The sequence below is a fragment of the Saccharothrix hoggarensis genome, assembly GCF_042678885.1.
Taxonomy (GTDB): Bacteria; Actinomycetota; Actinomycetes; order Mycobacteriales; family Pseudonocardiaceae; genus Actinosynnema; species Actinosynnema hoggarensis.
This window is the reverse complement of record NZ_JBHTLK010000200.1, coordinates 1-13,147: the sequence shown is the minus strand read 5'-3', so window position 1 is coordinate 13,147 and position 13,147 is coordinate 1. Positions and strand designations below refer to the sequence as shown.

13 protein-coding genes are annotated in these 13,147 nt (G+C 72.3%); 4 read left to right on the top strand and 9 right to left on the bottom strand.

Going from position 1 to position 13,147, the window contains the following annotated elements:
- Positions 1-123: 123 nt before the first annotated feature.
- The gene (locus ACFQ3T_RS28080) at positions 124-750 is read right to left on the bottom strand and encodes a nitroreductase family protein (RefSeq protein ID WP_380727611.1); all 627 of its coding nucleotides are present in this window, start codon (positions 748-750) and stop codon (positions 124-126) included.
- Between the two features lie 165 nt (positions 751-915).
- Here ACFQ3T_RS28080 and ACFQ3T_RS28075 point away from each other — a divergent pair, with 165 nt between their 5' ends.
- Complete coding sequence (locus tag ACFQ3T_RS28075; protein WP_380727609.1) at positions 916-2,388, top strand: YibE/F family protein; 1,473 nt, start codon at positions 916-918, stop codon at positions 2,386-2,388.
- Here the strand turns inward: ACFQ3T_RS28075 and ACFQ3T_RS28070 are convergent.
- Positions 2,315-2,677, bottom strand: coding sequence for a DUF1304 domain-containing protein (locus ACFQ3T_RS28070; protein WP_380727607.1), 363 nt, complete (start codon positions 2,675-2,677; stop codon positions 2,315-2,317). The genes ACFQ3T_RS28075 and ACFQ3T_RS28070 overlap by 74 nt on opposite strands.
- Positions 2,678-2,754: 77 nt before the next feature.
- Here ACFQ3T_RS28070 and ACFQ3T_RS28065 point away from each other — a divergent pair, with 77 nt between their 5' ends.
- Together ACFQ3T_RS28065 and ACFQ3T_RS28060 are read left to right on the top strand one after the other, a co-directional pair.
- Positions 2,755-2,943, top strand: a complete 189-nt coding sequence (locus ACFQ3T_RS28065) for a hypothetical protein (RefSeq protein WP_380727605.1) — start codon at positions 2,755-2,757, stop codon at positions 2,941-2,943.
- A gap of 7 nt (positions 2,944-2,950) precedes the next feature.
- Entirely contained in the window at positions 2,951-3,814 is an 864-nt protein-coding gene (locus ACFQ3T_RS28060) for a spermidine synthase (RefSeq protein ID WP_380727603.1), read from the top strand.
- A 9-nt stretch (positions 3,815-3,823) separates the two neighbouring features.
- On the opposite strand, the gene ACFQ3T_RS28055 is transcribed toward ACFQ3T_RS28060, so the two are convergent.
- From ACFQ3T_RS28055 to ACFQ3T_RS28045, 3 genes are read right to left on the bottom strand one after another with little or no spacing between them, the layout of a single operon-like run.
- Positions 3,824-4,447: a hypothetical protein gene (locus ACFQ3T_RS28055; protein ID WP_380727601.1), complete on the bottom strand. Its 624-nt coding sequence runs from the start codon at positions 4,445-4,447 to the stop codon at positions 3,824-3,826.
- Entirely contained in the window at positions 4,444-5,721 is a 1,278-nt protein-coding gene (gene hisS / locus ACFQ3T_RS28050) for a histidine--tRNA ligase (RefSeq protein WP_380727599.1), read from the bottom strand. Before hisS ends, ACFQ3T_RS28055 begins: the two co-directional genes overlap by 4 nt.
- A gap of 5 nt (positions 5,722-5,726) precedes the next feature.
- Positions 5,727-6,428: an MBL fold metallo-hydrolase gene (locus ACFQ3T_RS28045; RefSeq protein WP_380727598.1), complete on the bottom strand. Its 702-nt coding sequence runs from the start codon at positions 6,426-6,428 to the stop codon at positions 5,727-5,729.
- A 143-nt stretch (positions 6,429-6,571) separates the two neighbouring features.
- Between ACFQ3T_RS28045 and ACFQ3T_RS28040 the strand changes: the two genes are divergently transcribed.
- Positions 6,572-7,426 (top strand): peptidylprolyl isomerase, encoded by an 855-nt coding sequence (locus ACFQ3T_RS28040; protein ID WP_380727596.1) that lies wholly within the window; start codon positions 6,572-6,574, stop codon positions 7,424-7,426.
- A 222-nt stretch (positions 7,427-7,648) separates the two neighbouring features.
- On the opposite strand, the gene ACFQ3T_RS28035 is transcribed toward ACFQ3T_RS28040, so the two are convergent.
- The 4 genes from ACFQ3T_RS28035 to secD form a co-directional block, all read right to left on the bottom strand.
- Positions 7,649-9,958 (bottom strand): RelA/SpoT family protein, encoded by a 2,310-nt coding sequence (locus ACFQ3T_RS28035; RefSeq protein ID WP_380727594.1) that lies wholly within the window; start codon positions 9,956-9,958, stop codon positions 7,649-7,651.
- A 145-nt stretch (positions 9,959-10,103) separates the two neighbouring features.
- On the bottom strand, positions 10,104-10,625 hold the full coding sequence (locus ACFQ3T_RS28030) for an adenine phosphoribosyltransferase (protein ID WP_380727592.1): 522 nt from the start codon (positions 10,623-10,625) through the stop codon (positions 10,104-10,106).
- Positions 10,622-11,803, bottom strand: coding sequence for a protein translocase subunit SecF (gene secF / locus ACFQ3T_RS28025; protein ID WP_380727590.1), 1,182 nt, complete (start codon positions 11,801-11,803; stop codon positions 10,622-10,624). The genes ACFQ3T_RS28030 and secF overlap by 4 nt, the downstream gene beginning before the upstream one ends.
- A gap of 1 nt (position 11,804) precedes the next feature.
- Positions 11,805-13,147, bottom strand: a 1,343-nt coding sequence (gene secD, locus ACFQ3T_RS28020; protein WP_380727588.1) for a protein translocase subunit SecD, incomplete at its 5' end; no start/stop codon positions are given.

Here is a 13,147-nt window from a genome sequence, read left to right as displayed (position 1 = left end):
TTCCAACATCATCCGACTACGTGTCGAACCGCCCACAACCTCCCAGGGCAGTACAGCTAGACGCTCCGCGCCGAGCCCGGCCCGCTGGCTGAACCCGGCGGGCCGGGGGCGGACGGACCGCGGTCAGACGCGCACCATCACCTGGTCCAGTGATTTCCGGACCAGGTTGGGGACCACGCAGTCGTCGGCCGGGTAGCCGATCGGGATCACCGCGAACGCCTTCTCGTTGCGCGGGCGGCCCAGCACCTCGCCGAGGAACCTCATCGGCGACGGCGTGTGCGTCAGCGCGGCGAGACCGGCCAGGTGCAGCGCGGTCAGCAGCATGCCGACCGCGATGCCCACGGACTCGTCCACGTAGTAGTGCTTGCGGTGGGTGCCGTCCGGCGCGACGTAGTACCGCTGCTGGAACACGACCAGCAGTTCCGGCGCGTCGGTGAGGTGCGGCTTGACGTCGTCGGTGCCGAGCGGGCGCAGGGCGTCCAGCCATTCGTCCCCGAGGCGGCCCGCGTAGGAGACGCGCTCCTCGTGCTCGGCGGCCTCACGGATGCGCCGCCGCACGTCCGGGTCCTTCACCAGCACGAACGTCCACGGCTGCTGGTGGGCGCCGCTGGGCGCGGTGGACGCCACCGCCACGGCGTCGAGGATCACCTGTTCGGGTACGGGATCGGAGGAGAACATGCGCACGGTGCGGCGCTCGTCCATGCGGGCGCGCAGGTCGGCCGCGACGCGCCGGGACTCGTCGGCCGGCATCCGGGCCGGTCGGTACGGGACCGGCTCGTAGTCCCGACCGTGGATGGGCGTCCAGTTCGTGGTCACGGGGCGAGCGTGGCACCCGCGGCGCGCCGGTTGAAGGGACCACCCCGGAACTCGCACTGAAGTGTCCGAGATGCGGACACCGGGGGTGGTTCGGGCAGTATGTGCGCCGTGCACGCCAAGGACCTGATCGCCGCGCACGGCCACGGACACGGACACGGCCGCCCCGCCGAGCCCGCCTCGCGACGGGTCCGCAAGCTGTTGCTGGCCCTCCTCCTGCCGTTCGCGCTGGCGACCGTCGTGGGCGCGCTCGTGCTCTACCCGTTCGGCCACGAGCAGCGCACCGGCGCCGAGGCGGGGCTGGCGCAGGTGCCCGTGCGCGGCGACGTGACCGCCGTGGCCCAGGGCGGGTGCGGGCCGGACGCCACCGAGCCGGGGGCCACCGGCTGCGTGCTGGTGACCGTGCGGATGACCGACGGCGCGGCGGCCGGGCGGGACGTCCGCATCCCCGTCCCCGACCAGCCGGGCACGCCCACGTTCACCGTCGGGGACGCGGTGGTGCTGTCCTACGGCGGCGGCGACCCGAACGACAGCACCTCCTACCAGCTGGCCGACTTCCAGCGCGGGGTGCCGTTGCTGCTGCTCGCCGTGCTGTTCGCGGCGGCCGTGCTGCTCCTGGGCCGCTGGCAGGGGCTCGCGGCGCTGGGCGCGCTGGCGTTGAGCTTCGTGGTGCTGGTGCTGTTCGTGCTGCCCGCGATCCTGGCCGGGGAGAACCCGCTCGCCGTGGCCGTGGTCGGCGCGGGGCTGATCATGTTCGTGGTGCTGTACCTGACGCACGGGTTCTCCGCGCGAACGTCCACGGCCGTGCTCGGCACGTTGGCGAGCCTGGCGCTGATCTGCGTCCTCGGCGCGGCGTTCTCCGCGTTCGGCAAGCTCACCGGGCTCGACCAGGAGACCGCGAACCTGGTGTCGCTGCTCGGGCACGGCATCGACACGCGCGGGCTGCTGCTCGCGGGCACGATCATCGGCGCGCTCGGCGTGCTGGACGACGTGACCGTGACGCAGACCAGCGCGGTGTGGGAGCTGCGCCGGGCCAACCCGTCGCTCGGGTTCCGCGAGCTGTACGCGGCGGGGTCGCGGATCGGCCGCGACCACCTGTCGTCCGTGGTGAACACGCTGGTCATGGCGTACGCGGGCGCGGCGCTGCCGCTGCTGCTGGCGTTCTCGCTGTCCGGCCGGAGCCTGGGCGAGATCCTGACCGCGCAGGAGGTGGCGCAGGAGGTCGTGCGGACCCTGGTGGGCAGCATCGGCCTGGTCGCCGCCGTGCCGATCACCACCGCCCTGGCCGCGTTCGTGGCCGGGCGCGAGCCCGCGCCGGAGCCCGCGGCGGACGAATCGACGCGGAAGGTCGCGCAGCGGTCCGCGCCGGAGCCCGAGGACTCCGACGACCGCGGCTCCGACGAGGTGACGTCGTCGGTCGAGCCCGCGTGGCGCAAGCGGGTGACCGGCGACCTGCGCACCGGCTACGACCCCGCCAAGGGCCCGTGGCGCCGTCCCGGGGTCAGCGGGCCAGCAGGACCAGCGCCAACGCGACAGCGGCGGGCACGGCCTGCACGACCAGAATCCGACGACTGACCGTCGCCGCGCCGTACAAGCCCGCCACGATCACGCACGCCAGGAAGAACACCGCGAACGCGAACCCGGTCGTGCCGGGCAGCACCAGCGCGGCGATCAGACCGGCGGCCAGGAACCCGTTGTAGAGGCCCTGGTTCGCGGCGAGCACCTTCGACGCGGCGGCGAACTCCGCCGTGGTGCCGAACGCCGCCCGGCCGCGCGGGGTGGTCCAGAGGAACATCTCCAGCACGACGATGTAGAGGTGGATGGCCGCGACGAGCGCGGTCAGGACATCAGCGGCGATCTGCACGGGTCGGTAACGTACCCGCACGCCGCGGACGCTGGTCGGCCTCACCGCCCAAGTCGCCACCGGACTGGCTGGAGGCCGTGCAGCAGCAGCCGGCCGCCCTCGAACCCCGGATCAGCGCGCCGGCGGGGAACACCGGGCAGCTCGACGAGTCGATCCGGGTCCTGGCCGCCGCGCTCGGTCCGCTGCAGGGCACCACCGAGCGGCTGGCCAGGCTCGTGGACCGGCTGCCCGACCGGAAGCGCCGCGGCCAGGCGCTACCGGGATAATCGCCGGGTGGGACGGATCCGGAAAGCCGACGAGACCATCAGCCGGGAGGTCGACTCGGGCATCGCGGAACTCGTGCCCGACCCGGACGTGCCGCGGGCGTGGATGCTGCGCCTGAACGGCACGCCCCAGTCGCACGTCGACCTGGACGACCCGACGCACCTGGAGTTCGAGTACCTGCGCCGGCTCGGCCACGTCGCCGACCTGATGGCCCCCGGCGGCGACCCGATCCGGGCGCTGCACCTGGGCGGCGGCGCGCTCACCCTCCCGAGGTACATCGCCACCACCCGGCCGCGGTCCAGCCAGCAGGTCGTGGAGATCGACGCGGCGCTGATCGACCTGGTCCGGGGCGTCCTGCCGCTGGACCGCACCTGGCGGCTGCGCATCCGCAACGGCGACGCGCGCGCCGTGCTGGAGAAGGCGCCGGAGAGCGCGTTCGACCTGGTCGTGACCGACGTGTTCGCGGGCGCCCGCACCCCCGCGCACCTGACGTCCGTCGAGTTCGTGGCGCTGGCCGCCCGCACCCTGCGCCCCGGCGGCATCTACACGGCCAACATCGGCGACGGCGGCAAGCTCGCGTTCGCCAAGGCCCAGGCCGCCACCGTCCGCGCCGTCTTCCCGCACGTGTGCGTGCTCGCCGAGCCCACCGTGTTCCGGGGCAGGCGGTTCGGCAACTTCGTCCTCGTCGCCTCGCACGGCGAGCTGCCGATCGCCGACCTCACCCGCCGCACGGCCGGTGACCCGTTCCCAGGGCGCGTGGAGCACGACAACTCGCTGACCCGCTTCATCGGTGGCGCGCCGCCGACCACCGACGCCACGGCCACCGTGTCGCCGTCGCCGCCGAAGGGCACGTGGGGCCTGCCGGACGACTGACCCCTGGGGTCAGTCGAGGGTGGAGACGAAGCGGGAGATGGCGTCCGGGTTGAGCTTCTGCGCCAGGCGGCCCGTCGGGGCCATCGAGCCGAGCTGGTAGAGCGGCCGGTCCGCGGCGGCCAGGCCGCGGGCCTCCGCGCGGAGCTGCGCCACCATCAGTTCCGAGAAGACGAGACCCGGCGCGTCGCCCCGGCCCGCCAGCACGTCCGCCAGCTTCCGCAGCGGCAGCACGCCCTGCTCGCGGCCACCCGTGCCGGCGTAGATCGCCAGCGCCAGGTTGATCGCCTTGCCGCCACCCCGGACGAACAGCCCCACCGTCCGGGTGCCGCGCATGTCGGTCACCAGCAGGTCGAGCTGGTCGGCGGTGTGCAGGTCGACGGACCGGGTGCCGAAGGCGCGCACCGACAGGACGTGGCCCTCCAGCCACACCCGCCGCCGCGCCTCCGACCACCCCAGCAACAGCAGCGGCACGGCGAACACGGCCGCCGTGACCAGCCCCGCGGTCCGGCCCGCGAGCAGCCCCAGCAACCCGCCGAACGCGGCGGCGACGATCAGCGCGCCGATGGCGACCGTGCGCGCGCGCTTGCGCACCGCCTTCGGGTCGAGCAGGTCGAGGGGGATGCGCTCGCTCACCGGCCCAACGCCTCCAGCACCGACGTCACCACGTCGACGAGCGGCACGGAACGCTGATCGCCCGACGCGAGCTCCTTCACCTGCACGACGCCGGCCTCGATGTCCCGCTCCCCCAGCACCAGCGCGAACTTCGCGCCGGACCGGTCGGCGGCCTTCATCGCGCCCTTGAGCCCCTTGCCGCCGTACGACAGGTCGAACCGGACGCCGGCGGCCCGCAGCGGCGCGGACAACGCGACCAGCCGCGACTTCGCCACCTCGCCCAGCGGCACGCCGAACACGTCGCACCGCGTCTCGTCGCCCGGCGCCACGCCCTCGACCTGGCACGCCAGCAGCGCCCGGTCCACGCCGAGGCCGAACCCGACCCCGGACAGCGCCTGCCCGCCCAGCTGCTCCATCAACCCGTCGTACCGCCCGCCGCCGCCGATGCCGGACTGCGCGCCCAACCCGTCGTGCACGAACTCGAACGTCGTCTTCGTGTAGTAGTCGAGGCCGCGCACCATCCGCGGGTTCTCCGCGAACTTCACGCCCAGGTCGCTCAGGTAGCCCTTGACCTGCTCGTAGTGCGCCAGCGACTCGGCCGACAGGTGGTCCACCATCAGCGGCGCGTCCGCGACCAGCTCCCGCACCTCGGGCCGCTTGTCGTCCAGCACGCGCAACGGGTTCAGCTCCGCCCGCCGCCGCGTCTCCTCGTCGAGCGGCAGCTTCGCCAGGAACGCCTGCAGCTTCTCCCGGTACTGCGGCCGGCACGTGGCGTCGCCCAGCGACGTCAGCTCCAGCCGGAACCCGGTCAGCCCGAGCGCCCGGAACCCGGCGTCCGCGACCGCGATGACCTCGGCGTCCAGCGCCGGATCGTCCACGCCGACCGCCTCGACGCCGACCTGGTGGAACTGCCGGTACCGGCCCGCCTGCGGCTGCTCGGCGCGGAAGAACTGGCCCGCGTACGCGAGCTTCACGGGCAGCTGGCCGCGGTCGAGCCCGTGCTCGATCACCGCGCGCATCACGCCGGCCGTGCCCTCGGGCCGCAGCGTGATGGACCGGCCGCCGCGGTCGGTGAACGTGTACATCTCCTTGCTGACCACGTCGGTCGACTCGCCGACGCCACGCGCGAACAGCGACGTGTCCTCGAAGACGGGCAGCTCGACGTACCCGTAGCCGGCCCGGCGCGCGGACTCGACGAGCGTGTCGCGGACCGCCAGGAACGACGCCGAGTTCGGCGGGAAGTAGTCGGGCACGCCCTTGGGCGCGGCGAACGGGGGTGCGGAGAACGTCGTCACGGTTCCTACAGTCCTCGGTGCGGTGCGGCCGGCGCGTCGGGCGCACCCAGCTTCAGCAGGAAGGGGTTGCTCGCGCGCTCGCGGCCGATGGTCGTCGTGGGCCCGTGGCCGGGCAGCACCACCGTGTCGTCGGTCAGCGTCAGCACCTTGGTGCGCAGCGACGTCAGCATCTCGCGGTGGTTCCCGCCCGGCAGGTCGGTGCGTCCGATGGAGCCGGCGAAGAGGGTGTCGCCGGACAGCACGAGCCGTCCGCCCTCCTCGGTGCCGGCGCGGAACATCACCGACCCGCCGGTATGGCCCGGTGTGTGGTCGACGGTCAGCCGCAGGCCGGCCAGGTCCAGCTCGGCGCCGTCGGCCAGCTCGCGCACCTCGCGCGGCTCCCGCATCTCCAGGTTGCCGCCGAAGAAGGCCCGCGACTCGGCGCTGATGCCCTTGAGCGGGTCGGACAGCAGCCCCCGGTCGTCGGGGTGGATCCACGCGGGGATGTCGTTGCCGTCGCAGACGGGCGCGACGGAGAACGTGTGGTCGAAGTGCCCGTGCGTGAGCAGCACGGCGACCGGGGACAGCCGGTGCTCGCGCAGCGCCTCGGCGATCGGCTCGGCCGCGTCCTGGCCGGGGTCGACCACCACGCACGTCCCGCCCGGTCCCGTGGCCAGCACGAAGCAGTTGGCCTGGAGGGAGCCGGTCGGGAACCCGATCACGAGCACGGGATCACCTCTCGTCGGCAACGGATCGACAACGGATCCCAGCGGACCCCGTCAACCAGCCTATCCGGCATACACCAGTCACATGCGCGCCCCCTAGACTGCTGACCGATCGTCGCGTCGACGGGAGATCAGGGAGGTTGCAGGTGCCGACCAACGTGCAGCGCCGCGAGCAGGCCAAGCGGAAGCTGGAACGCCAGCTCGTCCGCAGGGCGGAGCGCGCGAAGCGGCGCCGGGTGATGGCTGTTGTCGCGACCGCCGTCGCCGTCGTCGTCGTAGCAGGCGGCGTGTACTTCCTCGCCACGGGCGACTTCGGCGGCGACGCCGACGACGCCGCGGCCAGCGCCAGCTCCACTCCCCCCGCCCAGGACGACGCCGCGACGTCGATCCCGACCGAGCTGCACCCGGCCGTGAAGCGGCCGACGCCCCTCCCGGCGCAGGTGGCCTGCGAGTACCCGGCCGGCTCCGAGCCCGCGAGCAAGGAGGCCAAGGCGCCGGCGGCGGGCCAGGTGTCCGCCGAGGGCACGGTCGGCGCAACCCTCAGCACCTCGATCGGCGACCTGAAGCTCACCCTCGACCGCGCGCTCGCGCCGTGCACGGTGAACAGCTTCGTCAGCCTGGCCGAGCAGGGCTACTTCAACGAGACCTCCTGCCACCGCCTGGTGACGTCCGGCATCCAGGTGCTGCAGTGCGGCGACCCGAGCGGCCTCGGCAGCGGCGGCCCCGGCTACAGCTTCAAGGACGAGGTGTTCCCGGAGCTGTCGTACGGCCGCGGTGTCCTGGCCATGGCGAACTCCGGGCCCGACACCAACGGCAGCCAGTTCTTCATCGTCTACGGCGACGGCAAGAACCTGGAGCCGAAGTACACCGTGTTCGGCACGGTGGACGAGGCGGGCCTGAAGCTGGTCGACGAGGTGGCGAAGGCCGGCACGGACAGCGGCCAGGGCGACGGCAAGCCGAAGAAGGCGGTCGACATCAAGACCGCGACCGTGGTCAAGTGACCCGATAGCTCTCCGGACAGGGCCGCCCGGACCACCTGGGCGGCCCTTTCCCGTCGACAACGCGCAGGGCCCGCCACTCGCGAGAGGAGTGGCGGGCCCTGCGTCTTCCCCGTCAACCCGCGGGGGGCGACATGCCGGATCGTGGCAGCAGGCGCTGACGTTTCGCTGACGCGCGCCTCGTCCGCGCGGTGGCGGACTCGTCCGAGCCGTCGCCCGCGCGCGCTACGACGCCGACGTCACCCGGTACACGTCGTACACGCCCTCGACGCTGCGGACCGCCTTGAGGACGTGGCCCAGGTGCTTCGGGTCGCCCATCTCGAACGAGAACCGGCTCACCGCGACGCGGTCGCGGGACGTCGTCACGGACGCCGACAGGATGTTGACCTTCTCGTCCGCCAGCACCTTCGTCACGTCCGACAGCAGCCGGTGGCGGTCGAGGGCCTCCACCTGGATGGCCACCAGGAACACCGAGGAGGACGACGGCGCCCACTCCACGTCCAGCAGCCGCTCGGGCGTCCTCAGCAGCTCGTCCGCGTTGGTGCAGTCGGTCCGGTGCACGGACACGCCACCACCGCGCGTGACGAACCCGAGGATGTCGTCACCGGGCACGGGCGTGCAGCAGCGGGCCAGCTTGACCCACACGTCGGCCGCGTCCTTGACGATGACGCCCGCGTCGCCGGTGACCCGGCGGCGGGTGACGGTCGACGGCGTGGACCGCTCGGCCAGCTCCTCCTCGGCGTGCTCGACGCCGCCCAGCTGCGCCACGAGCCGCTGCACCACGTGCCGGGCGGACGTGTGCCCCTCCCCCACGGCCGCGTACAGCGCGGACACGTCGGGGTAGTGCAGCTCCTTCGACAGGGCGCCCATGGAGTCGGCCGAGACCAGGCGCTGGAGGGGCAGCCCGACGCGGCGGACCTCCTTCGCGATGGCGTCCTTGCCGACCTCGATGGCCTCTTCCTTGCGCTCCTTCGCGAACCACTGCTTGATCTTCGCCTTGGCGCGCGGCGACGCCGCGAACGACAGCCAGTCGCGGGACGGGCCCGCGCCCTCGGCCTTCGAGGTGAAGATCTCGATGACCTCGCCGTTCTCCAGCTTCCGCTCCAGCGCGACCAGCCGGCCGTTGACGCGGGCGCCGATGCAGCGGTGGCCGACCTCGGTGTGCACGGCGTACGCGAAGTCGACCGGGGTGGAGCCGGTGGGCAGCGTGACCACGTCGCCCTTGGGCGTGAAGACGAAGATCTCCCGCGCCGCCAGGTCGAACCGCAGCGACTCCAGGAACTCACCGGGGTCGGCGGCCTCCCGCTGCCAGTCCAGCAGCTGCCGCATCCAGGCCATCTCGTCGACCTCGACGCCCTTGCCGGTGTGCGTGCCGCGGGTCTCCTTGTACCGCCAGTGCGCCGCGATGCCGTACTCGGCGGTCCGGTGCATGTCGTACGTGCGGATCTGCACTTCCAGCGGCTTGCCGTCCGGCCCGATCACCGTCGTGTGCAACGACTGGTAGACGCCGAACCGCGGCTGCGCGATGTAGTCCTTGAACCGGCCGGGCATCGGCTGCCACAGCGCGTGCACCACGCCCATCGCCGCGTAGCAGTCCCGCACCTCGTCCACCTGGATGCGCACGCCGACGAGGTCGTGGATGTCGTCGAAGTCCCGGCCGCGCACGATCATCTTCTGGTGGATCGAGTAGTAGTGCTTGGGCCTGCCCTCGACCTTCGCGGTGATCCGGGCGCCCTCCAACTGCTGCGACAGCTCCTTGATCACCCCGCCCAGGTACGTGTCGCGGGACGGCGCGCGGTTGGCCACCAGCCGCACGATCTCGTCGTACTTCTTCGGCTGGAGGATGGCGAACGCCAGGTCCTCCAGCTCCCACTTCACCGTCGCCATGCCGAGGCGGTGAGCGAGCGGCGCGAGCACCTCGAGGGTCTCGCGGGCCTTGCGGGCCTGCTTCTCCGGCGGGAGGAACCGCATCGTGCGCATGTTGTGCAGCCGGTCGGCGAGCTTGATGACCAGCACCCGGGGGTCCTTGGCCATGGCGATGACCATCTTGCGGATGGTCTCGGCCTCGGCCGCCGCGCCGAGCTTGACCTTGTCGAGCTTGGTCACGCCGTCGACCAGCAGGGCGACCTCGTTGCCGAAGTCGACGCGCAGCTGGTCCAGCGAGTAGTCGGTGTCCTCCACGGTGTCGTGCAGGAGGGCCGCGACGAGCGTCGTCGTGTCCATGCCCAGCTCGGCGAGGATCGTCGCCACGGCGAGCGGGTGCGTGATGTACGGGTCGCCGGACTTGCGCCGCTGCGGCCGGTGCTTCTCCTCCGCCACGTCGTACGCGTGCTGGAGCAGCGCCAGGTCGGCCTTGGGGTGGAGGTCCCGGTGCACGGCGGCCAGCGGTTCCAGCACCTGCTTGACCGGCGCGGCGCGCTGGGCGGTGATCCGACGGGCCAACCGCGCGCGCACGCGCCTCGTCGCGGACGGCGGCCGTGCGGGCACGGGCTGCGCCGGCTGCGCCGACTGCGCGGATTCGATGTCCTGGCTCAACCACGCTCCTCGGGTCTAGGAACCGAGGATAACTCCGTTGGGCCGCGCACCTCGGCGGCGAACCGGTGAGCGGTGCGGTTCACACGACGAGCAGCAGGGCCGACGACCAGCCGGACGGGTCACCGCCGACCTCTCGTGGGCCCGGTCACACGTCGCTGAGCAGGGCGTTCACCGCGCGACCGGCCAGCCGGTCACGTCCGCCGAGGCCGGGGATCTCCAGCACCACCGAGACGCCCGTCACCACGCCGCCCGCGCGTTCCACGAGTTCGCACGCCGCCGCGGCCGTGCCGCCGGTCGCCAGCACGTCGTCCACGACGACAACGCGCTGACCAGGCGTGATGGCGTCGGCGGGCAGTTCGAGGGTGGCCGTGCCGTATTCCAGGTCGTACGTCACGCGGTGCGCGACGGCCGGGAGCTTGCCGGGCTTGCGCAGCGGCACGACCCCGTAGTGCCAGCCGTAGCCGAGCGCGGCGCCGAGGAGGAAGCCGCGCGACTCGATGGCGGCGACCGCCTGGGTGTCGGGGTGGATGCCGCCCTGCAGGCCGTCGACCACGGCGCGCAGCGCGTCCGGGTCGGCCAGGAGAGGCGTGAGGTCCCGGAAGACGACCCCCGGCAGGGGGAAGTCCGGGACCTCACGCATCAGCCCTAGGGCCCGATCCAGCTTCAACGGTGCTTCTTGCCCGTCGGACGACGTCGCGCGTCGGTTGCCTTGCCGGTCCGCGCCGGCACGCCGGCCGCCGCGGCCATCGCCTTCTCCTTGCGGACCTCGGCCTGCACCGACTCGTCGTCGGTCGACTCGACGACGTCGCCGCCGGTGACGACCGCGCCACCCGCCTTGCGGGCCAGGTTGTCCCGCCGGGCCTGCACGCGGGCCGCCTGCGCCTTGTAGCGGGCGTCGCGCATCTTCAGGTCCACCGCGACCGGGGTCGCGATGTAGATGGACGACAGCGCGCCGATGGCGATACCGGTGAGCTGCACCAGCGCCAGGTCCTTCAGCGTGCCGACGCCCAGCAGGCCCACGCCGATGGCGAGCAGGCCGAGCACCGGCAGCAGCGCGATCAGCGAGGTGTTGATCGACCGCATCAGGGTCTGGTTGACCGCCAGGTTCGCCGCCTCGCCGTACGTGCGGCGGGTGAGGCCGAGCAGGCCGCGGGTGTTCTCCCGGACCTTGTCGAACACCACCACCGTGTCGTACAGCGAGAAGCCGAGGATGGTCAGCAGGCCGATCACCGTGGCCGGCGAGACCTCGAAGCCGACCAGCGAGTAGATGCCCGCCGTGATCAGCACGTCGTGCACCACCGCGACGAGCGCCGCGACCGCCATGGCCAGCTCGAAGTACAGCGCCAGGAAGATCATCACCGCGAGGAAGAACACGGCGAGCGCGATCAGCGCCTTGGTGGTGATCTCACCGCCCCACGAGGCGGAGACGGCGCTGTCGCTGATCGCGTCCGCGCCGCCGTTTGGCTTCAGGTCGGCTTCGAGCGTGTTCTTGAGCTTCAGCACCTCGTCGGCGTTCAGCGCCTCGGACCGGATCTGGATGGTCGCGGCGTCGCCGGTGCCGACGGTCTGCACGGCGGCCGGGTCCTTGCCCAGGGCCTTGCTGAACGTGTCCTCGGCCTGCTGGACGCTGATCGTGCCGGTCGCGCTCGTCGCGGGCAGCTGCACGCGGGTGCCGCCGGTGAAGTCGATGCCCAGGTTGAAGCCCCGGAACACGATCGACCCGATGCACACCAGCAGGATGAGCCCGAACAGCACGTACCAGTGCTTGCGCCTGCCGACGATGTTGAACGCGCCATTGCCGACGTAGAGCCGCTGGAAAACGTTGGCCTTCTTGGTCTCGGCCACGTCAGACCTCCTTCACAGCGGTGCTCTTCGCACCCGACATGGCGGCCCGGTCGTCGACGGCGGCCTGGACGGCTCCACCGAGGCCGGACAGCTTCGGGCTGGACAGGGACTTCGACTTGGAGACCATCGAGACCAGCGGGTGCGTGACCAGGAAGACCACCACCAGGTCGAGGACGGTCGACATGCCGAGGGTGAACGCGAAGCCCTTCACCTGGCCGACCGCGATCACGTACAGGATGGCCGAGGCCAGGAAGCTGACCGCGTCCGCGGAGAGGATCGTGCGGCGCGACCGGACCCAGGCGCGCGGCACGGCGGACCGGAACGACCGGCCCTCCCGCACCTCGTCCTTCAGGCGTTCGAAGAACACCACGAACGAGTCCGCGGTGATACCGATCGACACGATGAACCCGGCGATGCCCGCGAGGTCGAGGGTGAACCCGATCCAGCGGCCGAGCAGCACCAGCACCGCGTAGACGACCACGCCGGACAGCACCAGCGACAGGATCGTCAGCACGCCGAGCAGGCGGTAGTAGAACAGGCAGTAGACGAACACCAGCGCGAGGCCGATGCCGCCCGCGATCAGGCCCGCCTTCAGCGAGGCCAGGCCGAGCGTCGCGGACACCGTCTCGGCCTCGGAGGCCTCGAACGACAGCGGCAGCGAGCCGTACTTCAGCACGTTCGCGAGGCCGTTGGCCTCGGCCTGGGTGAACCGGCCGCTGATCTGCGTGCTGCCGCCCAGGATGGGCTCGTTGATGTTCGGCGCGGACACGACCTGGCTGTCCAGCACCACCGCGACCTGCTGTGAGACGTTCGCCGAGGTGAACTTGCCCCACTTGTCGCCGCCCTCGCCCTTGAAGGTGAGGTTGACGATGAAGCCGGCGCCCTGCGGGTCGGTGCCCGCCGCCGCGTCGTCGATGTCCTCACCGGTCAGGCGGGAGTACAGGCTGTAGTCGTCGTCCTTGACGCTGCCGTCGGTCGGCGGGGTGACCGGGGCCAGGACGTACTTCTCGGTGCGGTCCTGGTCGCAGGTCAGCAGCGGCAGGGCCGGGTCGTCGTTGCCGAGCAGCGGGTCGATCGCCGGGCAGGTGAACGCCTCCAGCGCCCGGGACACGGTCTGCGCGTCCAGCGTGGTCAGCTGCGGGTCCTGCCGGCAGGTCTTGGACTCCTCGATGGCCTTGGTCGGGTCCTCGGAGTACTGGCCGTTGAACACCGCGCGGCAGTCGACCTGGGGCTCCGCGGGGGCGGACGGGTCGGCGGGCGGCGCGGACGGGTCGGCGGGCGGGGTCGTCGTCTCCGGCTGGCCCTCCAGCGCCGGCGCGGGGCGACCCTGCGCGGTCGTCGGCG